Below are 20,735 nucleotides of genomic sequence, written 5' to 3'. Positions count from 1 at the left end.
AGCCGGGGCCCGCCAAGGGGCGGGACGACGCCCAGCGGCCCGCTGGGCTGCGGAAACTCGTCGAGAGGCGGCGCGGAGGTCAGGGGGGACCGTGGCGGGACCTCGCTGCGGGCGGAGGCGGGCGGGAGAGCCTCGCCTCGCGGTGCCCGCTCCGGCCTGCCCAGGGGCCCCGTCGGCTCGCTGGCCTGGCGGAACTCTTCCGGCAGGGGCGCGGGGTTCGGCGGGACGGGCAACGGGAAGCCGCTGTGCGAGGGCGCGGCGGGCGGCGGCTGGAGAGCTTCACCCTGCGGCGGGACGGCGGGTTCCGGCACGTCCGCATGCCGGTGGTCGGCGCGGGGCGAGATGTTGACCGGCACGTCCCGCTCGGCGGTCGGCGGCGCGGGCCGGAGGAGGTCCGGGGTCAGGGTCACCGTGGGGCCGTCCGGGCGGACGGGGGCGTCGGCTTCGACGTGCTCGGCCCGCGGCGGGCTCGGAGGTGCCGAGCCGTCCGGGTGCGGAGGGCGGTTTCGCGGGGCGTCCGGCGGGACGAGGCCGGACGGGAGGATCACCGTGGGGCCGTCGGGACCGACGGTGGTGTCGGCCGTGTCCGGGGCTCCGTCCGGGCCGGGGTCTGCGGGCCGCGGGGACGGGCGGCTTGGCTGTTCGCTCGAGGAGGACACGGCCTTGCTCCTACGGAAAGGCCGCCCGCCAGATCATGATGTCCAGAATGTTCGCTATTTCGGAATGGCGAATTATGGCGGGCGGAATTCGGCTGCCTTCCCCGGGAATTTAGCGTGCCTGAGCTTTTTCCGCCTGGCGTCCCAGCCAAAAAGCCGTTCCCCAGAGCGCGCCGAACAGCACGCCGAGGATGAACATCATCGGGACCATGAAGCCGGTCAGGAGCACCAGCGCCTGCAGGACGGTGCCGACCGCGAAGCCCCACGGACGGCCCATCACGCCGCAGGCCAGCAGGCACAGCACCGCCAGGGAGCCGCCCACCCAGCCCGCGACCGAGCCGTCCACCTTCTGCACCGAGATGGCGACCGGGATCGCCAGCCCGATGACGATGGCCTCGCAGGCGAGGACCGTCGAGTACAGCCTCCGCTCGGGGTTCATCGGCCCTTCCCCACCCGCAGCAGGGTGCGGGCCTCGCCGGCGGTGGTGACCGACCCGGTGATCAGCACGCCCGCGCCCCGGTACTCGCCGGTCTCCTCGGCGAGGCCGATGGCGCGGTCGATCGCGTCGTCGAGCCGCTCGGCCATGTGGACCCGCTCGGGGCCGAACGTGCCCTCGGCGATCTCGGCGAGCTCCTCGGCGGGCAGCGAGCGCGGCGAGGAGTTCTGGGTCACGACGAGCTCGGCGAGGACGGGCTCGAGCTGGTCGAGCACGCCCGCGATGTCCTTGTCGGAGGCGATCGCGAGGACGCCTACGAGTCGGGTGAAGTCGAACGACTCGGTGATCGTGCGGACCGTCGCCTCCATGCCGACCGGGTTGTGCGAGGAGTCGATCAGCACGGTCGGGCCGGTGCGGGCCACCTCCAGGCGGCCCGGCGAGCCGGACTTGGCGAACCCGCTGCGCACCAGCGCCGGGTCGAGCTGGCCCTCGCCGCCGCCGAGGTAGTCCTCGCCGGCGGCGATCCGGGTGGTGGCCTCGAGGTTGTGCTCGCCGCGGGTCGGCGCGCCGGACGCGAACGCCTCGACCGCCACGAGCGCGGTCGCCGCGTTGCTGGCCTGGTGCTCGCCGAACAGCGGCAGGAAGATCTCGTCGTACTCGCCGTGCAGCCCGCGGATGTTGATCACCTGGCCGCCGACCGCCACGTCCCGGTGGACGACGCCGTACTCGATGCCCTCGCGCGCCGCGACGGAGCCGACCTCGCCGACCCGGCGCAGCAGCACCTCGGCGGCCGGGAGCGGCTGCTGCTCCATGACCACGATCTGGCCGGGCTTGATGATCCCGGCCTTCTCGGCCGCGATCTCCTCGACGGTCTCGCCCAGGTAGGCGGTGTGGTCGAGGCCGACCGGGGTGACCACGGCGACGACGCCGTCGGCGACGTTGGTGGCGTCCCAGGAGCCGCCCATGCCGACCTCGACGACGGCGACGTCGACCGGCGCGTCGGCGAAGGCCGCGAACGCCATCCCTGTCAGGACCTCGAAGAACGACAGTTTCGACTCGTTCTTGGCGTCGATGAGGTCGATGTAGGGCCTGACGTCCTCGTAGACCTCGACGAACCGCTCCTCGGAGATCGGCTCGCCGTCGATCGCGATGCGCTCGCGGAGGGTGGTCAGCTCAGGGCTGGTGTACAGGCCCGTGCGCAGGCCGCGCTCGCGCAGCAGCGCCTCGATCAGCCGCGCGGTGCTCGACTTGCCGTTGGTGCCCGCCACGTGGATCACGGGGTACGCGCGCTGCGGCTGGCCCAGCACGTCGACCAGGTCGCGGACCCGGTCGAGGGTCGGGTCGATGTCCCACTCGACCCCGCGGCTCATGATCGCGCCGATCGCGTCGCGGTAGCCCGACGACTCCGTCACCTGACTCACGTCTTGGATCCCTGCCTGTTCAGCGCTGCGTTTCTGTCGACACAGGAAGCCTACTCGCGCCCCGCCACAGGGCCGTCCACACCCGGCGTCCTGTGGATATCCTCCGACGAATGGCCGTTGATCAGGTGTTCTTCCGCGAGTGGACGGCTCGGCGCCCGGGTTCGAGGCGTTCCGTCGCGCGGGCGCGCGAGCTGGCGGGGGCGCTGGGGCTACTGCCGGTCGGCGTCCCTGTGCTGTCCGTGGTCGGGTCCAAGGGCAAGGGGACGGCCGCGACGTACGCGTCCGCGACCCTTGCGGCGGCGGGCCTGCGGGTGGTCTCGGTGATGAGCCCCGGGCACCGCTCGAACCGCGACCGGATCCGGGTGAACGGACGTGCCGTCTCGCCCGAGGAGTTCGCCACGCTGGCCTCGCGGCTGTCCGAGGCACTGGAAGGGCTTTCCGAGGCGTCCGAGGGCTACCTCTCCCCCGCTGGGCTGTTCACACTGGCCGGGCTCGTGCACGCGCGCGAGGTGGGGGCGGACGCGGTGGTCCTGGAAGCCGGAATGGGCGGCGGCTCGGACGAGATCAGCCTTTTCCCGGCCTCGGTCGTCGCGGTCACACCGATCTTCGCGGAGCACGTGGGCGTGCTGGGCGACACCGTCGCGGAGATCGCCGCCGAGAAGGCCGCGGTGATCGTCCCGGAGACGCGGGCGGTGGTCTCGGCGCCGCAGTCGGCCGAGGTCAGGCGCGTGCTGGACGCCACAGGTGAGATTCAGGTGGCTGTGGACGGCTCCTGGGACACCGTGCTCCCGCCAGGGCTCAGCCGCGCGAACGCCCGAACCGGCGTGCTGGCGGCTCTGCGCCTGGCGGAGTCCCTGGGACGGCCTCCTGCGGACGCGCGCGTGCGTGAGGTGCTCAGCACGGTCGTCCTCCCCGGACGGCTCTCGGCACACATGCGGGACGGCGTCGAGGTGCTCACCGACTCGGCGATCAACCGGACCGGGGTCGCCGCGGCGCTGGAGGCCGCGCGCGCACGCTGGGAAGGCGAAGTCGATCACGTCCTGCTGTGCCTGCCCGACCACAAGGACCTGGACGGCGCGATCGCCGAGCTGGACGGACTGCCGGTGACGTTCGTCCGGCTCCCCCACGCCCATCTGCGGTTCTCGCGCCCGCTACCGTCCTCCTGGGACGTGCTCGACGCCGCTGAGCTGTCCATGGACGCCCTGACGGCGCTGGGGCCACACCTGCTGGCCCTGGGCACCGTCTACTTCGTCGGGCTCGTCCTGGGCGTCCTGGACGCCGATGTCGAACGGCTCTTCGGCTAGGACGAGCTCAGAGTCGGCGCCCGTGGCGAGCGGCGACCAGGTGACTTTGCGACACGCCCTAGCGTTCCACGTCGGCGCGCAGGCGGGTGGTGAGCTTCGCGAGGTCGGCCGTGTCCTGCGCGGGGGCGTTCGACGCGACAAACCCATACGAATCGGACGTCGCCCAGGCGCAGTACGGATGCACCGCCGACAGCACCGCGTACGTCCCGCACACACCCCGCCCGACGTGCTGAAAGGACAGGACGGTATTCGGCTTCGCCCGTTCGAGGAACGCGATCGGGTCGTCGATCGAGGCCGTCCCGCCGATGAACAGGACGTTGCCCGCGGACCCCGAGTACACGGCCGAGGTCTGCCGCGGCCGTGGCAGGTTCCCGCGCCGCACGGCCTCGTTGATGAACGGGTAGGCGACGCTCGCCTCCGGGTCGGACGCGTCGCGGCGCAGGCCGCCCGCCTCGGGCTTCAGCGTGATCCGCTTCGCCGGGCCGCCGTCGCCGCCCATCAGGAGCGCCCCGCCCGCCACGGCGGCGGCGATCACGCAGAGCCCGGCCACCGCGCCGAACACCACGGTCCTCCGGCTTCGACGGCCGGCGGTCGCCGCACCGTCCGGTGCGGGCGCGCGAGGCGCGGGCTCGTGCTCGACGAGGACGGGCGTCGGCGCGGTGGATGTGGCGCGGGCGGCCTCGGGCGGCGCCGCATCCCGGGACGGACCGGATGGCGGCGGCTCGGCGTCCAGCGTGTCGGCGGTCAGCCACCAGGGCGGCGAATCGCCCCATCTGGACGGAGGGACCGGCGAATCGGGCATCGCTCTCCTGCGCTCGGACGGACGGCAGGATCGTATCGACACCAGACCCGCGGCACGCCGGAAAACGGACCGGTTCAGCGCAAGTAGAGCCCGTATTCCACCAGTTCGGGCACCAGCCGGGGCGGCAGGTCGCAGACGACCGCGAGGTCCTCGCCGGAGCTGAACCCGCCGGTCCCGTCGCGCAGTTCCACGGCCTTCTCGGCCTGCTCCGGCGTCATCCCGAACCGGGTGAGCTCCCGCGCGGGGACGGCGTTCACGTCGATCAGCCCGCCGTCGTCGTAGGGGCGCTGCGCGGGCGGCAGGTCGGTGCGCCCGATCCGCAGCTCGCGGGCCATCAGCGGGTTGTCGGCGGCGAGCGCGCGGGCCTCCCTGCGGCGCTGCGCCCTGGCGTTCATGTGCTGGACGGCCGCGCGGTTGGCCTGGTCGGCGCTGATCGGCTGCTGCCAGGGCTGCGGCGGCGCGGGCGGCAGCGGCGGCTGCCGGTTGCCCGCGACGACCGCGTGGACGACCCACACCGGGATCCAGAGCCCGCACGTCACCGCGGTCAGGATGAGGTGCACCGCGTGCGCGGAGTTGTCCAGCCCCGCGGGCGGACGCGGCGGGGGTGGGGGCGGCGCCGCGGGCGGACTCGGCGGAGCCGGTGGCACGGGATACGCGGGCGGCGCCGGGGGCATCGGCGGCGTCGCCGGGACGTGCACGTTGACGTTCACGATCGGCGGCAGCTGCTGCGAGGACGGCGAGTCCTTCGGCGACACGTCCCGCGACGGCGTGTCCGTCGACGGCGCGTCCCCCTGCGGGGTGTCCTTCGGCCGCGTGTCCCTCAGCGCCGCGGCGGGCCCCCTCGGTTCGACCGGCGCGGGCGACGGCACCGCGACCTCGGCCGAGACCGTCGGGACCGCGAACTCGGGCGCGGTCGCAGGCGGCTTGGGACGCAGCGGCGAAGGATCGGGAGACTGCGACGGCTCGGACATCACTCCCCCTGCGTTTAACCGGACCAGACCCGGACGACACCGACAGTTTACGAAAGCCCTCACCCTTCGAGTGATCCGAGGGTGATTCCGTTCCCGCAACGACGTCGCCCCCGTCCCGGAACCCGGGACGGGGGCGACGGCCGAAACGGTGTGTCAGCCTGCCGGCAGGGCCGCGATCTGGGCCTCGAGCCGCGTGATGTCGGCCTCGGCCTGCGCGAGGCGGCCGCGGTTCTTGGCGACGACGGCCTCGGGGGCCTTGGCCATGAACGCCTCGTTCGCCAGCTTCTTCGAGGTCTGCTCGACCTCCTTGCGGGCGGCGGCGAGGTCCTTCTCCAGCCGCTTGCGCTCGGCGGCGACGTCGATCGCGCCCGCCGTGTCGAGCCGGACGACCACGCCCTCGACCGGCAGCGACGCCGTGGCGGAGAAGCCGTCCCCGGGCGGGGTGAGGCGGAGCAGCGTCCGGACGCCCTCCTCGTGGTCGCGCAGCGGCGAGTCGGCCCACTCGATCGCGGCGGCGACCTTCTGGCCGGGCTTCAGGCCCTGGTCGGTCTGGAACCGGCGGACCTCGGTGACCAGCCGCTGCAGCGACTCGACGACGAGCTCGGCGGACTTGGCCTCGCGCGCCGGGTCGGCGGCGGGCCAGGCGGCGCGGACGATCGTCTCCTCGCCGGTCAGGGACGTCCACAGCTCCTCGGTGATGAACGGGATCACCGGGTGCAGCAGCCGCAGCAGCTTGTCGAACACCTCGCCGAGGACGCGCCGGGTCGCCTCGGCCCGCTCGTCGGCGAACTGGACCTTGGCGAGCTCCACGTACCAGTCGCAGACCTCGCCCCACGTGAAGTGGTACAGCGTCTCGCACGCCTTGGCGAAGTCGAAGGACTCCAGGTGGCCGTCCACGTCGGCGGCGACCTGCTGGAGCCGGGACAGGATCCAGGCGTCCACGGTCGAGACCTCGGCGGGCAGCTCGCCGCGCGTGTGCGCGCCGTTGATCATCGCGAACCGGGTGGCGTTCCACAGCTTGTTGCAGAAGTTGCGCGAGCCCTGCGCCCAGTCCTCGGCGACCGGGACGTCGCCGCCGGGGTTCGCGCCGCGCAGCAGCGTGAAGCGGGTGGCGTCGGCGCCGTACCGCTCGATCCAGTCGAGCGGGTCGACGACGTTGCCGAACGACTTCGACATCTTCTTGCCGTGCTGGTCGCGGACCATGCCGTGCAGCGCGATCGTGTGGAACGGCTGGACGCCGTCCATGGCGTAGAGGCCGAACATCATCATCCGGGCGACCCAGAAGAACAGGATGTCGTACCCCGTGACCAGCACGGACGTCGGGTAGAACCGCTTGAGGTCGGCGGCGCCGGCGTCCGGCCAGCCGAGCGTCGAGAACGGCCACAGCGCGGAGGAGAACCAGGTGTCGAGGACGTCGGAGTCCTGCGTCCAGCCGGCGGGCGGCTCCTCGTCGGGGCCGGGGCAGACGGTCTCGCCGTCCGGGCCGTACCAGACCGGGATGCGGTGCCCCCACCACAGCTGGCGGCTGATGCACCAGTCGTGCATGTTGTCGACCCACTCGAAGTAGCGGGGCGCCATCTCCGGCGGGTGGATCGCGACGCGGCCGTCGCGGACGGCGTCGCCCGCGGCCTTCGCCAGCGGCTCGACCTTGACGAACCACTGCAGCGACACGCGCGGCTCGACGACCGTGGAGCAGCGCTGGCAGTGGCCGACCGCGTGCTCGTAGGGACGGACCTCCTTGACGATCCGGCCGTCCTCGCGCAGCGCGGCGACGACGGCGGGACGGGCCTCGAACCGGTCCATGCCCTCGAACGGGCCGTGCGCGGTGATCACGCCGCGCTCGTCCATGACCGACAGGGCCCGCAGGTCGTGGCGCCGGCCGATCTCGAAGTCGTTCGGGTCGTGCGCCGGGGTGACCTTGACGCAGCCGGTGCCGAACTCGGGGTCGACGTGCTCGTCGGCGACGATCGGGATGCGGCGGCCGGTGAGCGGCAGCTCCACGGTCGTCCCGACCAGGTGCCGGTACCGCTCGTCGTCCGGGTGGACGGCCACGGCGGTGTCGCCGAGCATCGTCTCGGCCCGGGTGGTGGCGACGACGATCTCGTCCGAGTAGCGGATCGAGACCAGCTCGCCCTCGCGGTCGTAGTGCTCGACCTCGATGTCGGAGAGGGCGGTGAGGCAGCGCGGGCACCAGTTGATGATGCGCTCGGCGCGGTAGATCAGGCCGTCGTCGAACAGCCGCTTGAAGATCGTCCGGACGGCGCGGGCGCGCGGCTCGTCCATGGTGAACGCCTCGCGCGTCCAGTCGACCGAGTCGCCGAGGCGGCGCATCTGGCCGAGGATCCGGCCGCCCGACTCCGCCTTCCACTGCCACACGCGCTCGACGAACGCCTCGCGGCCGAGGTCGTGCCGGGACAGGCCCTCCTTGGCGAGCCCGCGCTCCACCACGTTCTGGGTCGCGATGCCCGCGTGGTCCATGCCGGGGATCCAGGCGACCTCGTGGCCCTGCATGCGGCGGCGCCGGACCAGCGTGTCCTGGATGGAGTGGTCCAGGGCGTGGCCCATGTGCAGGGAGCCGGTGACGTTCGGCGGCGGGATGACGATCGAGTAGGCCGGAGCGGTGGGGTTGCGGGCCGGGTCCGCCGTGAAGTAGCCCGCGGATACCCAGCGCTCGTAGAGCCTGCCCTCGACGTTCGCCGGTTGGTACTGGGTGGGCAGATCGACGTCTGCGGCCGGGTTCTGGCCGCGCGCGTTGCCGGGATCGTTGCTGGGCTGAGTCACGGCCCCTGATTCTACGGGTCCCGGACGCGTATAACGTGCGGGGGCAAGAGAGATCAAGGATCTAGGAGAGAACGTGAGCGGCTGGAACCCTCCGCCCCAGTCGCCGGGAGGCAATCCCGGCGGCGCCCCCAACCCCTACGGACAGCCCGGTTACGGTCAGCAGCCCGGTTACGGACAGCCCGCTCCCCAGGCCCCGCCGGCCCCGCCGGCCGCCCAGCCCGGGTGGTCCCAGCAGGACCAGCAGCCCGGCTGGGGCCAGCCGCCCGGCGGTTTCGCCCAGCCGCAGCCCGGTTTCGGCCCGCCGCCCGGCGTCCCCCCGCGCAGGTCCAACGCCGGGCTCGTCATCGGCCTGGTCGGCGGTGGACTCGTCCTGGTGATCATCGCCGTGGTCGCGGTCGTCGCGCTCTCCGGCGCCGGCGGCGACAAGTACTCCATCACCACGCCCGACAGCGTCGGCGGCCGCAGCCGTGACTCCGCGATGGAGTCGCAGATGGCGAGCAGGATGGACAACCTCAAGACGCAGATGCGGACGATGACGCACGGCAAGGTCACCGACGTCAGCTCGGCGTTCTACAAGGACTCCGACAGCAGCGGCGGCGGGCTCACCGGCAGCACCGGCGTGATCTTCTTCGGCGGCACCGGCCCGATCGGCGACCCGAGCACCTTCATGAGCGGCATCCGGTCGTCCGCCAGCACCAGCGGCACCACCGTCCTGACCGTCGACGCCGGGTCGCACGGCGGCAAGGCGGGCTGCTTCCAGATCAGCTCGGGCAGCGTCACCATCACCGAGTGCGCCTGGGCGACCAGCAGCAGCTTCGGCGCGATCGTCCCGACCAAGCCGGGATCCACGATCACCGACACCGCCGTCCTGATGCGGACCTTCCGGGACGCCGTGGAGCAGAAGAAGTAACCGCCCGCCACGGGTACCATCCCCCTACCCGCGCGGCGCCGGCCGCCGCCGCACGGGTGGGGGACGCGGCCGCCGGAGGACGAGCCCATGGACACCGCAACCGGCACCGAGACCGCATCCGGCCCGATCCGGGTCCTGATCACCGACGACCATCCGGTGTTCCGGCAGGGCCTGCGCGGACTCCTCCAGGCGCTCGGCGTGGAGGTCGTCGGCGAGGCCGAGAGCGGCCCCGACGCGGTCCGGCTGGCGGCCGAGCTGCGGCCGGACGTGGTCGTCATGGACCTGCACATGCCCGGCGGGAACGGCCTGGAGGCCACCCGCACGATCACCCGCACCAGCCCGCGCACCGGGGTCCTGGTCCTCACCATGTTCCAGGACGACGACTCGGTGTTCGCGGCCATGCGCGCGGGCGCCCGCGGCTACCTGCTCAAGGAGTCCGGCGCCGAGGAGATCGCGCGCGCCGTCCGCGCCGTCGCCGCGGGCGAGGCCATCTACGGCCCGGAGATCGCCCGCCGCGTCCTCACCTACTTCTCGGGCATGCCCCACCCCCGGCAGAACGCCTTCCCCCAGCTCACCGAGCGGGAACGCGAGGTCCTGGAACTCATCGCGCAGGGCCGCGGCAACGCCGACATCGCGTCCGCGCTGTTCCTGTCCGCCAAGACCGTCCGCAACCACGTCTCCAACATCTTCATGAAGCTGCAGGTGGCGGACCGCGCCCAGGCCATCGTCATGGCCCGGGAGGCCGGCCTGGGCGAATCCGGCAAGAACTGACCCCCGGCTCTCCTGGCACGGAACGCCCCCGCACCGGGCAGGCGATCCGGCCGCTCACAGGGGTTGACGACATCCCGCGGGTCCGGGGCTCACGCGTCCTTTGAGAACACGAAAAAGCCCGCCACGATGGTGACGGGCCTTTCGTACAACCGTTCCGCCGGGTTACGCGCTCTTCTCGCGGGGTTCGCGCTTGCTGCGCTCACGCGGGACGAGCGTCGGGTTGACGTGCTCGAGGACGGCCTCGCGGGTGATGACGACGCGGGCCACGTCCTGCCGGGACGGGACCTCGTACATCACCGAGAGGAGGACCTCCTCCATGATCGCGCGAAGGCCGCGGGCGCCGGTGCCGCGCAGGATGGCCTGGTCGGCGATGGCCTCGAGGGCGTCGTCGGTGAACTCCAGGTCGACCCCGTCCAGCTCGAAGAGCCGGTGGTACTGGCGGACCAGCGCGTTCTTCGGCACCGTGAGGATGTTGATCAGGGCCTCGCGGTCCAGGTTGTGGACGCTGGTGATCACCGGTAGACGGCCGATGAACTCGGGGATCATCCCGAACTTCAGCAGGTCCTCCGGCATGACGTCGCCGAGCGCGGCGGCGGACTCGTCGAGGTCGGCCTTGGAGCGGATCACCGCGCCGAAGCCCATGCCCTGCTTGCCGACCCGGGACTCGACGATCTTCTCGAGCCCGGCGAACGCGCCACCGCAGATGAACAGCACGTTCGTGGTGTCGATCTGGATGAACTCCTGGTGCGGGTGCTTGCGGCCGCCCTGCGGCGGGACGCTCGCGGTGGTCCCCTCCAGGATCTTCAGCAGCGCCTGCTGGACGCCCTCGCCCGAGACGTCGCGGGTGATCGACGGGTTCTCGCTCTTGCGGGCGATCTTGTCGACCTCGTCGATGTAGATGATCCCGGTCTCGGCCTTCTTGACGTCGTAGTCGGCCGCCTGGATCAGTTTCAGCAGGATGTTCTCGACATCCTCGCCGACGTAACCGGCCTCCGTCAGCGCCGTGGCGTCCGCGATCGCGAACGGGACGTTGAGGAGTTTGGCGAGCGTCTGCGCGAGCAGCGTCTTGCCCGATCCGGTGGGGCCGAGGAGAAGGATGTTCGACTTCCCCAGCTCGACCCCGTCGCCCGAGCCCGTGTCACCGGACTGGATCCGCTTGTAGTGGTTGTAGACGGCGACCGAGAGGGCCTTCTTGGCCGTCTCCTGCCCGATCACGTAGGAGTCGAGGAACTCGTAGATCTCCCGCGGCTTGGGCAGGCTGTCCCACTTGAGATCGGAGGTCTCGGAGAGCTCCTCCTCGATGATCTCGTTGCAGAGATCGATGCACTCGTCGCAGATGTACACGCCCGGACCCGCGATGAGCTTCTTGACCTGCTTCTGGCTCTTCCCGCAGAACGAGCACTTGAGCAGGTCACCACCGTCGCCGATGCGTGCCACCCAACTGTCTCCTTTTCGTGGGGCCGCGGCCTGTTCGGCCATCCGCTGCGGCTGAGTCTGGTCCCGGAGGCTCCAGGCGCCGAATTCGACGGTACCGCCTCGCGGTGGGTCGTTAAGCCCCCCGCCCGCGACCGTCGCCGGGGCGGGGACCCAACGCGCCCTCCCGAGGGGACGCCGTCAGCGCCGTCTCATCAGGACGACACTACCTCGGCTTTGCGCTTCCTGCTGACGAAGACATCGTCGATCAGGCCGTAGTCCTTGGCCTCCAGGGCCGTGAGGATCTTGTCCCGCTCGATGTCCCGGCGGACCTCCTCCAGGTCCCGCCCGGAGTGCTTGGCCAGGATGTCCTCGAGCAGCTCGCGGATCCGCATGATCTCGCGGGCCTGGATCTCGATGTCGGACGACTGGCCGTAGGTGCCCTCGGTCGCCGGCTGGTGGATCAGGATCCGCGAGTTCGGCAGCGCGGCCCGCTTGCCGGGGGTTCCCGCGGCGAGCAGCACGGCCGCGGCCGAGGCCGCCTGGCCGATGCAGACCGTCTGGATGTCCGGCTTGACGAACTGCATCGTGTCGTAGATCGCCGTCATGGCGGTGAAGGAGCCGCCCGGCGAGTTGATGTAGATGCTGATGTCACGGTCGGGGTCGATCGACTCCAGCGTGATGAGCTGGGCCATCACGTCGTTCGCCGAGGCGTCGTCGATCTGCACGCCGAGGAAGATGATCCGCTCTTCGAAGAGCTTGTTGTACGGGTTCATCTCCTTGACCCCGTACGTGGTGCGCTCGACGAAGGACGGGATGATGTAGCGGTTGTCCACCGGCATCACCGCGCCGGGTCCGCCCGCCTGGATCTGGGGCCGGTACAGTTCGCTCACTTGCTATGCCTCCGCTTCGGGATGATTCGTCAGCTGACCGTGCCCTCGGAGGGCACCTGGTTGGCGCTGAGCACCACGTGGTCGACGAAGCCGTAGTCCTTGGCGGCCTCGGCGGTGAACCAGCGGTCCCGGTCGGAGTCGCGCTCGATCTGCTCGAGCGACTGGCCGGTGTGGGCGGCGATCTTCTCGGCGAGCGTCTTCTTGACGTACAGCATCTGCTCGGCCTGGATCTTGATGTCGGACGCCGTGCCACCGATCCCGCCGGACGGCTGGTGCATCATGATCCGGGCGTGGGGCAGGGCGTACCGCTTGCCGGGAGTGCCCGCGCAGAGCAGGAACTGCCCCATCGACGCCGCCAGTCCCATCCCGACCGTCACGATGTCGTTCGGGACGTACTGCATGATGTCGTAGATCGCCATGCCGGCCGTCACCGAGCCGCCGGGCGAGTTGATGTACAGCGTGATGTCGCGGCGGCCGTCCTCGGCCGACAGCAGGAGCAGCTCGGCGCAGATGCGGTTGGCGATGTCGTCGTCGACCTGCTGGCCAAGGAAGACGATCCGCTCGCGCAGCAGCCGCTGGAAGAGCTGGTCGCCCAGGGGCAGCAGCGGCGCCTCGGCCACCCGTGCCTGGATCCGGGACGACTCGTCGAAAGTCGGAGGCATGCTCACCGGGTGTTCCTCCGGTCCTTTAATCGGTTCGGATGATTGGACATTAACGCGCTGGCGCCCCCGCTTAAGCCCGAGGGCCCTGCTTTTCGCCAGGGGCGTACCGATGGCGAGAACCGGCCTCCGTCGCGTAGGAGCCGGGCTCCCGCGCGGCAGGAGGCCGTGTGGGAGCGGCGGGCGGCCCCGCGGCCCGCGCCGTCCCCGGCGCGCCGCACGGTCGCCCTGGGGGAAACGCCGAGCGCCCCGCAACCCGGTAGGGGGTTGCGGGGCGCTCGGTGCGTCAGAACCTCTTCAGAACCTCGTCAGAGGCGCTTCAGAGACACTTTCGGGTGCCGCGAAGGGCGGTCAGGCGTCCTTCTTGCCTTCCTCGGCGTCGGCGGCGGCCTCGGCCTCGGCGTTGGCCTCCTGGGCCTCCTCGCGGTCGGCCTCGGCGGCGGCGTCCGCGTCGGCGGCGACGTCGGCGATCTCCTGGGCCTGCTCGGTCACGTCCTCGCCGGCCTCGACCGTGTCGCCGTTCAGCTCGCGCTGGATGGCCTCGACGTCCAGGGTCTCACCGGACTCGGTCTTCAGCACGATGTGCTCGACGATCAGGTTGAGGGCCTTGCTGCGCAGGACCTCGGAGACGATCGCCGGGAGCTGGTTGTTCTCGGTGAGGTACTGGGCGAGCTGCTGGGGCGCGACGCCCATCTGCATCGCCTGGGTGACGACGTACTCGCTGAGCTCCTCGTTCTCGACGCCCAGCTCCTCCTGGACGGCGAGCTGGTCGAGGACGAAGCCGCCCTTGACCGCGAGCGCCGAGGCGTCCTTGACCTCCTGGTCGAAGTCCTCCTCGGACTTCTCCTCGTCCTTGAGGTAGTCGGCCTTGGTCAGGCCCGCCATCTGCAGCTGCTGGTCGAGCTGCTGGTAGCGGCGGTCGATCTCCTGCTGGACGACGGCGTCGGGCAGCGGGATCTCGACCTTCTCCAGCAGGGCCTCGAGCGCCTTGTCACGGGCGTCGGACAGCTGCTGCATGCGGACCTGGCGGCCGAGCCGGGTGCGGACGTCCTCGCGGAGCTCGTCGATGGTGTCGAACTCGGAGGCGAGCTGCGCGAACTCGTCATCGGCCTCGGGCAGGTCCTTGACCTTGACCGACTGGACGGTGACGGTGATCTCCGCGTCCTCGCCGGCCTTCTCGCCGCCGACCAGCTTGGAGGAGAAGGTCTTGGACTCGCCGGCGGACATGCCGGTGACGGCCTCGTCCAGGCCCTCGATGGCGCCCTCGCTGCCGACCTCGTAGGAGAAGCCGGTGGTGGCCGCGTCCTCGACCGACTCGCCCTCGGTCTCGGCGGCGATGTCGATGGTGGCGAAGTCGCCCTTCTCGGCGGCGCGCTCGACCGTGGTCAGGGAGGCGAAGCGCTCGCGGAGGGTGTCGAGGGTCTCGGCGACCTTCTCGTCGGTGACCTCGGCGTCCTCGACGACGACCTCGAGGCCGTCGTACTCCGGCACGTCGAACTTCGGCCGGATGTCGACCTCGGCGGTGAAGGCGAACTTCTCGTTGTCGTCGAGCTCGGTGACCTCGACGTCCGGCTGGCCGAGGACGAAGATCTCCTTCTCCTCGACGGCGCGGCCGTAGAGCTCGGGCAGGGCGTCGTTGACGGCCTCCTGGAGGACCGCGCCACGCCCCACGTACTGGTCGATCAGGCGGGCGGGGACCTTGCCGGGCCGGAAGCCCTTGATCCGCACCTGACGCGAGATCTCCTGGTACGCCTTGTCGAGGTTCGGCTTGAGCTCGTCGAACGGAACCTCGACGGTGAGCTTGACCCGGGTGGGGGTCAGCTCCTCGACATCGGTCTTCACTGGGGTAGGTCTCCTTGATCGGGCACTGTCTCGGCCGCGGCGTTCGACGCGCTTGCTCAGCCTCTGTCAGTCTCTCTGGCTCGCGAACAGGGCGGGCACGCCGAAAAATTCGGCTCCGCGCCCATGCGCGCCAAGTCTATGGGGTAACCGGGGGAACTGCGGACATCGGCGGGTCGTTCCGGGACCCCGCGGCCCCCGGCTTCCGGTCAACCCCCCGGACGTTACCAGGTGCGACGCGGCGGAATCGGCCCCTCTCCCGGCCACCTCACGGTCACCGTCCTACCAGTTCCGCCTGGTGGCGCGGGAATGGCGGACGACGGGCAGGGCGTCCTCCGGCCGCTCGTAGACCGACTGGACGGCGACCCGGCCGGGGCCGACCAGGCGGGCCATGATGCTGCGGTTGCTGTACCGGTTGCCGAACAGCGACCCGAGGGCGCTCCTGCCCACGCTGCGCGGGTACTCCAGGTGCAGGTGCGCCTCGACGGTCACGTCACGGTAAAGCAGCGCGCTCGGCTGGATGAGCAGCGGCTCCCCTGGGGCGAGGTCGCGGACGAAGGTGTTACCGGGCGCGTGCAGGAGGAGCAGGCCTGGGCCGTTCTCGGCGGTGAAGACGTCCCCGAACTGGCCCATGGGCCAGTGCCGTTCGCGGTCGTCGCCCTTGCGGGTGTCGTACCAGATGCCCGTGCTCGTCCAGTCGTAAGCGACGTTGCCGGTGGCGACGAGAAAGCGATGTTCGCGTACCCACATGGACTGGCCGTGCTGGAGGGGCAGGACGACGATGTCGCCCGCGTGGTTGTCGGAAAGGGCGATCCGGCCCGGTCCCTGGCCCACGAGCATGACGAGCGGAAGCCCTGCCATCATGCGCTTCCAGCCGCCTTTGAGGCCCATGTTGGACAGCTGGGCGGCGGGGTCGGCCCACAGCAGGTTCTTGTGCGAGAAGTAGATCCACTCGCCGGAGGCCAAGGCGAAGTCGGCCACCGGGACCATCGTCCCCTCGATCTGGCAGCGGGACTGGCCGAACTGGATGTGCGCCATGTCGCGGACGGCGGGCTGCTTCGTCCAGCCGGACATGCTCACCGACGCGCGCACGTCCACGGGGGCGCCGCAGAGCGGGCAGGTGCGGGAGTTCGGGTCGCTGGGCTGGCGGCAGTAGCGGCAGACGTAGCGGTCGTCGGTCCGTTGTTCGGTCATGGACGCCTCAACCCGAGTGGTGGTGGACGTACATGGACTGGATGCCGACGCGGCCGGGTCCGGTCATCTCGGCGAGGTACATGCCGCGCCGGAGGAGGCCGGTCTTGAGGTTCATCTGCACCGCCTGCATCTGGACGGTGGAGTCCTTGTAGAGGAAACCTCCGGGCTCGACGAGGATCTTCTCCCCCGGCCTCAGCACCCGCTCGAAGACGTTTCCGTAGCCGTGCAGCATGAGCAGGCCGGGATACCCCTGGGTGACGAACCGGTCCATGTACATGCCGTTGCCGCCATGCAGGATATTGGCCAGGCCCTTGATGCGGACGAACGAGTAGCCGATCGACCCGGATGCCACGAGAAAGGCGTGTTCCCGCACGTCCAGCTCCATTTGCGGGTGCAGGGGAAGGACGACCAGTTCGCCCGGGGAGTCGCGGGAGAACGCGACGCGCCCGGGGCCGGACGCGACGGTGACGATGTGCGGCATCCCGGCGAGCGACCGCTTGAGGCCGCCGCCGGTGTTGTAGGCGGACAGCGGGGTGTGCTCGTCCTTCCAGAGCATCACGTGGTGCTCGAAGTACACCGCGTCGCCCTGCCCGAGGGCGACCTCGGCGACCGGGACGAGCTCGCCCTCGACCTGGCAGGTGCTGTTGCCGAAGCGGAACTCGGTCATGTCCCGGAGCCGGGGCGCCTCGCGCCAGCCCGAGTCGCTGACCCGGTCGGCCTCGTTCTGCGGCGCGCCGCAGGTCAGGCAGCTGACCGTGCCGGGCGGGTTCTGCCCGCGGCACCATCGGCACTGGATTCTGTCCACGGCTTTCCCGCCCCCGCTCTTACCTTTTTAGCGCTACATTAACTCCGCGCTTACTTTCTGCGCGTCCGCTTTTGTCGCTATTCGCGGGAAGAAGGTAGCAGGCACGGTTAGGATCCGTTCGGGGCTTTCCGGCGCAGTGGAGGGGACATGGCCTGGTTCGAACGGGAATTCATCGCGGTTCCGGATGAACGCAAGGGACAGCTGGTGTTCAAATGGCCGGATGTGAACATCCGGCGGTTCACCAAGGCGATCGTCAACGCCGACCAGGCGGCCCTGTTCGTCAACGCCGGCCGGATCGTCCAGATGCTGGGCCCGGGGCGCCACACGATCGACGCCGAGGAGCTGCCCGGCCTGGGCGCGGTGGTCGACCGGATGACCGGCGGGAACGCCTACCGCGCCGAGCTGTACTTCGTGCACACCCGGGAGTTCACCGGGATCACCTTCGGCGGGCGGATCGACAACGTCCAGGATCCGAAGAGCGGGCTGATCGTGACGCTGCGGGTGTTCGGCGACTACGCGCTGCGGGTGACCGACCCGGCGCGGCTGATCGTCAACCTCGCGGGGACGGTGGACCTCACCGACGCCGAGGGCGTCGCGGCGTGGGTGAGCGACCAGCTGCTCAAGGCGATGCGGGCGGGGGTGACCACGCAGATCGTCCGGAACGGGTGGCCGATCCTGGGGCTGTCGGCGTACTCGGAGGAGATCGAGAACGCGGCGGTCGCGGCGGGCAACGACCAGCTCGCCGCGTACGGGGTGGCGATCACCCAGATGGGCAACTTCGACGTCAACCTGTCCCCCGAGGACGAGTCGGAGCTGAAGCGGCTCGCCCGGGACGTCCAGTACTCGCAGCTCGCGGGCGGGTTCAACAACTACGCGGCGGGCCAGATGGCGCTGGGCGCGGGGCAGGGCATGGCCCAGGGCGGGGCGGCGAACGCGGGGGCGTTCCTGGCGGCCGGGCTCGGGCTGGGCCAGCAGGCCGCGGCCGCGCAGCCCCAGCCGCAGGCTCCTCCGGCGCAGGCCCCGGCGGCCGTCGTCTGCACGTCCTGCAACACCGGGAACGCGGCGGGCGCGAAGTTCTGCATGGGCTGCGGCCAGCCCGTCGCCCAGGCCGTGCACTGCACGGGCTGCGGGACGCAACTGCCCGGCGGAGCCCGGTTCTGCGGCAACTGCGGGCAGGCCGCCTCGGGCTGACCCTTCTCAGACCATGCGCGGGTCGCGTGCCGACCACACGGGATCCGCGCCTTCCGAAGGCTTCCGGGCCGTGTCCTCGGCGTCAGACGAGGACACGGCCCGGAAGCTCGTTCAGGGGCCCGCGGGTTCTCTCAGCGGGCCGGAGAACCGGTCACTTGCCTCGGCGGTCCTGCTTCGGGAGGCCCTTGTCGAGGCCCGCGCGGCGCAGGGCGTCGGCCATGGCGCTGTTGCCGACGGGGGCGCTGCCGCCCTGACGTCCGCGGCCGCCGGCACCGCCACCGCCTCCGTTGCCGCCACCGCCTTGGCGGCGCTGCTGGCCGCCTCCGCGCTGGTCTCCGCCGCGCTGCCCGCCGCCGCGCTGGCCGCCGCCCCGCTGGCCTCCGCCGCCGCCTCCGCCGCGCTGGCGGTCGGCGGGCTTCTGGCCCTCGGCCTCGTCCTCCAGGCGGAGGGTGAGGGAGATGCGCTTGCGCTGCAGGTCGACGTCCAGGACCTTGACGCGGACGATGTCGCCGGGCTTGACGACGTCGCGCGGGTCCTCGACGAACTTGCTGGACATGGCCGAGATGTGGACCAGGCCGTCCTGGTGGACGCCGACGTCGACGAACGCGCCGAAGGCGGCGACGTTGGTGACCACGCCCTCCAGGATCATCCCGGCCTGCAGGTCGGCGAGCTTGTCGACGCCCTCCTTGAAGGTGGCCGTCTTGAAGGCGGGACGCGGGTCGCGGCCCGGCTTCTCCAGCTCGGACAGGATGTCGGTGACCGTCGGCAGGCCGGTCGTGTCGTCCACGAACTGCTGCGGCTTCAGCGAGCGCAGCGTGGCGGTGTTGCCGATCAGGGCCTTGATGTCGGTGCCCGCGGCGTCCAGGATGCGCCGGACGACCGGGTACGACTCGGGGTGGACGGACGAGGCGTCGAGCGGGTCGTCCCCTCCGGGGATGCGCAGGAAGCCCGCGCACTGCTCGTAGGCCTTGGGGCCGAGCCGGGCCACGCCGCGCAGGCCGTCGCGGGTGCGGAACGGGCCGTTGTCGTCGCGGTGCGCGACGATCGAGGCGGCCAGGCTCTCGCCGATGCCGGACACGCGGGTCAGCAGCGGGGCGGACGCGGTGTTGACGTCCACGCCGACCGCGTTCACGGCGTCCTCGACCACGGCGTCCAGGGAGCGGGACAGCTTCAGCTCGGACACGTCGTGCTGGTACTGGCCGACGCCGATGGACTTCGGGTCGATCTTGACCAGCTCGGCGAGCGGGTCCTGGAGGCGGCGGGCGATGGAGACCGCGCCGCGCAGGGACACGTCCAGGTCGGGCAGCTCGCGGGCGGCGTAGGCGGACGCCGAGTACACCGACGCGCCCGCCTCGGACACCATGATCTTGGTGAGCTTGAGGTCGGGGTTCGCGGTGATCAGGTCGGCGGCGAGCTTGTCGGTCTCGCGGGACGCGGTGCCGTTGCCGATCGCGATGAGGTCGACCTGGTGCTCCTTCGCCAACTTGGCGAGGGTGGCGAGCGAGGCGTCCCACTGGCGGCGCGGCTCGTGCGGGTAGATCGTGTCGGTCGCGACGACCTTGCCGGTGGCGTCGACGATCGCGACCTTCACGCCGGTGCGCAGGCCCGGGTCGAGGCCCATCGTGGCGCGGGTCCCGGCGGGCGCGGCGAGCAGCAGGTCCTTGAGGTTCCCGGCGAAGACGCGGACGGCCTCGTCCTCGGCGTCCTGGCGGAGGCGGGTGCGCAGGTCGATGCCGAGGTGGACGAGGATCCGGGTGCGCCAGGCCCAGCGGACGGCGTCCTGGAGCCACTTGTCCGCCGGACGGCCCTGGTCGGTGATCCGGAACCGCGCGGCGATCTCGGTCTCGTAGCCGGTCCGGACGGCCGGGTCGGCCTCCTCCGTCTCCGGCTGGAGGTCGAGGTCGAGGACCTCCTCCTTCTCGCCGCGGAACAGGGCGAGGATGCGGTGCGAGGGCAGCTTGGCGAAGGGCTCGGCGAAGTCGAAGTAGTCGGAGAACTTCGCGCCGGCCTCCTCCTTGCCCTCGCGGACCTTGGCGACGACGCGTCCGCTGGTCCACATGCGCTCGCGCAGGGAGCCGATGAGGTCGGCGTCCTCGGCGAACCGCTCGACCAGGATGGCGCGGGCGCCCTCCAGGGCCGCGGACGCGTCGGCGACGCCCTTCTCGGCGTCCACGTAGCCGGCGGCGGACTCGGCCGGGTCGTGGGCCGGGTCGTCCAGCAGCAGGTTCGCGAGAGGCTCGAGGCCGGCCTCGCGGGCGATCTGGGCCTTGGTGCGGCGCTTGGGCTTGTACGGGAGGTAGATGTCCTCCAGCCGCGCCTTGGAGTCGGCCGCCATGATCTGGGCCTTCAGCTCGTCGCTGAGCTTGCCCTGACCGTCGATCGACTCCAGGATCGCGCCGCGCCGCTCGTCCAGCTCGCGGAGGTAGCGCAGGCGCTCCTCCAGGTCGCGGAGCTGGGTGTCGTCCAGCGCGCCGGTCGCCTCCTTGCGGTACCGGGCGATGAACGGGACCGTGGACCCGCCGTCGAGCAGATCGACGGCGACCCGCACCTGTCCCTCCCGGACGCCGAGCTCGTCGGCGATCCGCTCGGTGATGGGCCGCGGGGCGGCCTGCTCGGCGGCGTTCTGGCTGGTGACTGTCACGTATCGATTCGCTTTCTCCCCTGGGATGTCGCCCGAGCATTGTCCAGG

At 71.2% G+C, this 20,735-nt stretch carries 16 protein-coding genes; 4 read left to right on the top strand and 12 right to left on the bottom strand.

The features are described from left to right. Window positions 1-768 precede the first annotated feature (768 nt). Together AB0L06_RS29210 and AB0L06_RS29205 are read right to left on the bottom strand one after the other, a co-directional pair. The gene (locus AB0L06_RS29210) at window positions 769-1,095 is read right to left on the bottom strand and encodes a DUF4233 domain-containing protein (RefSeq protein ID WP_500234320.1); all 327 of its coding nucleotides are present in this window, start codon (window positions 1,093-1,095) and stop codon (window positions 769-771) included. Then, a complete protein-coding gene (locus AB0L06_RS29205; protein WP_500234360.1) occupies window positions 1,092-2,462 on the bottom strand; it encodes a bifunctional folylpolyglutamate synthase/dihydrofolate synthase in 1,371 nt (456 codons plus the stop codon). Before AB0L06_RS29205 ends, AB0L06_RS29210 begins: the two co-directional genes overlap by 4 nt. Before the next feature lie 161 nt (window positions 2,463-2,623). Between AB0L06_RS29205 and AB0L06_RS29200 the strand changes: the two genes are divergently transcribed. Next, window positions 2,624-3,817 (top strand): hypothetical protein, encoded by a 1,194-nt coding sequence (locus AB0L06_RS29200; protein WP_500234319.1) that lies wholly within the window; start codon window positions 2,624-2,626, stop codon window positions 3,815-3,817. Window positions 3,818-3,875: 58 nt separating this feature from the next. Here the strand turns inward: AB0L06_RS29200 and AB0L06_RS29195 are convergent, their stop codons facing one another. The 3 genes from AB0L06_RS29195 to AB0L06_RS29185 form a co-directional block, all read right to left on the bottom strand. Next, on the bottom strand, window positions 3,876-4,619 hold the full coding sequence (locus tag AB0L06_RS29195; RefSeq protein WP_500234318.1) for a hypothetical protein: 744 nt from the start codon (window positions 4,617-4,619) through the stop codon (window positions 3,876-3,878). 74 nt (window positions 4,620-4,693) lie between these two features. Beyond that, window positions 4,694-5,590: a ComEA family DNA-binding protein gene (locus AB0L06_RS29190; protein ID WP_500234317.1), complete on the bottom strand. Its 897-nt coding sequence runs from the start codon at window positions 5,588-5,590 to the stop codon at window positions 4,694-4,696. Window positions 5,591-5,743: 153 nt separating this feature from the next. Continuing rightward, a complete protein-coding gene (locus AB0L06_RS29185) occupies window positions 5,744-8,371 on the bottom strand; it encodes a valine--tRNA ligase (protein WP_500234316.1) in 2,628 nt (875 codons plus the stop codon). A 73-nt stretch (window positions 8,372-8,444) separates the two neighbouring features. Here AB0L06_RS29185 and AB0L06_RS29180 point away from each other — a divergent pair, with 73 nt between their 5' ends. Both AB0L06_RS29180 and AB0L06_RS29175 read left to right on the top strand, forming a co-directional pair. Further along, window positions 8,445-9,281, top strand: coding sequence for a hypothetical protein (locus AB0L06_RS29180; protein WP_500234315.1), 837 nt, complete (start codon window positions 8,445-8,447; stop codon window positions 9,279-9,281). An 87-nt stretch (window positions 9,282-9,368) separates the two neighbouring features. Next, window positions 9,369-10,052, top strand: a complete 684-nt coding sequence (locus tag AB0L06_RS29175) for a response regulator transcription factor (RefSeq protein WP_500234314.1) — start codon at window positions 9,369-9,371, stop codon at window positions 10,050-10,052. Between the two features lie 162 nt (window positions 10,053-10,214). On the opposite strand, the gene clpX is transcribed toward AB0L06_RS29175, so the two are convergent. From clpX to AB0L06_RS29145, 6 genes are all read right to left on the bottom strand, one after another. Continuing rightward, complete coding sequence (gene clpX, locus AB0L06_RS29170; RefSeq protein ID WP_500234313.1) at window positions 10,215-11,489, bottom strand: ATP-dependent Clp protease ATP-binding subunit ClpX; 1,275 nt, start codon at window positions 11,487-11,489, stop codon at window positions 10,215-10,217. Between the two features lie 191 nt (window positions 11,490-11,680). Further along, window positions 11,681-12,358 (bottom strand): ATP-dependent Clp protease proteolytic subunit, encoded by a 678-nt coding sequence (locus AB0L06_RS29165; RefSeq protein WP_500234312.1) that lies wholly within the window; start codon window positions 12,356-12,358, stop codon window positions 11,681-11,683. Between the two features lie 29 nt (window positions 12,359-12,387). Continuing rightward, entirely contained in the window at window positions 12,388-13,020 is a 633-nt protein-coding gene (locus AB0L06_RS29160) for a ClpP family protease (RefSeq protein ID WP_500234359.1), read from the bottom strand. A 348-nt stretch (window positions 13,021-13,368) separates the two neighbouring features. After that, complete coding sequence (gene tig / locus AB0L06_RS29155) at window positions 13,369-14,859, bottom strand: trigger factor (RefSeq protein WP_500234311.1); 1,491 nt, start codon at window positions 14,857-14,859, stop codon at window positions 13,369-13,371. 279 nt (window positions 14,860-15,138) lie between these two features. Continuing rightward, a complete protein-coding gene (locus AB0L06_RS29150) occupies window positions 15,139-16,050 on the bottom strand; it encodes an AIM24 family protein (RefSeq protein ID WP_500234310.1) in 912 nt (303 codons plus the stop codon). A gap of 7 nt (window positions 16,051-16,057) precedes the next feature. Next, a complete protein-coding gene (locus tag AB0L06_RS29145; protein WP_500234309.1) occupies window positions 16,058-16,855 on the bottom strand; it encodes an AIM24 family protein in 798 nt (265 codons plus the stop codon). 147 nt (window positions 16,856-17,002) lie between these two features. Here AB0L06_RS29145 and AB0L06_RS29140 point away from each other — a divergent pair, with 147 nt between their 5' ends. After that, complete coding sequence (locus tag AB0L06_RS29140; RefSeq protein ID WP_500234308.1) at window positions 17,003-18,046, top strand: SPFH domain-containing protein; 1,044 nt, start codon at window positions 17,003-17,005, stop codon at window positions 18,044-18,046. A gap of 151 nt (window positions 18,047-18,197) precedes the next feature. On the opposite strand, the gene AB0L06_RS29135 is transcribed toward AB0L06_RS29140, so the two are convergent. Continuing rightward, on the bottom strand, window positions 18,198-20,687 hold the full coding sequence (locus AB0L06_RS29135) for a Tex family protein (RefSeq protein WP_500234307.1): 2,490 nt from the start codon (window positions 20,685-20,687) through the stop codon (window positions 18,198-18,200). Between the last annotated feature and the right edge of the window lie 48 nt (window positions 20,688-20,735).

Origin of the sequence: Spirillospora sp. NPDC052269, from assembly GCF_040679435.1 — a bacterium.
Taxonomy (GTDB): domain Bacteria; phylum Actinomycetota; class Actinomycetes; order Streptosporangiales; family Streptosporangiaceae; genus Spirillospora.
The sequence above is the reverse complement of the archived record's forward strand: the minus strand, read 5'-3'. Positions and strand labels throughout refer to the sequence as shown.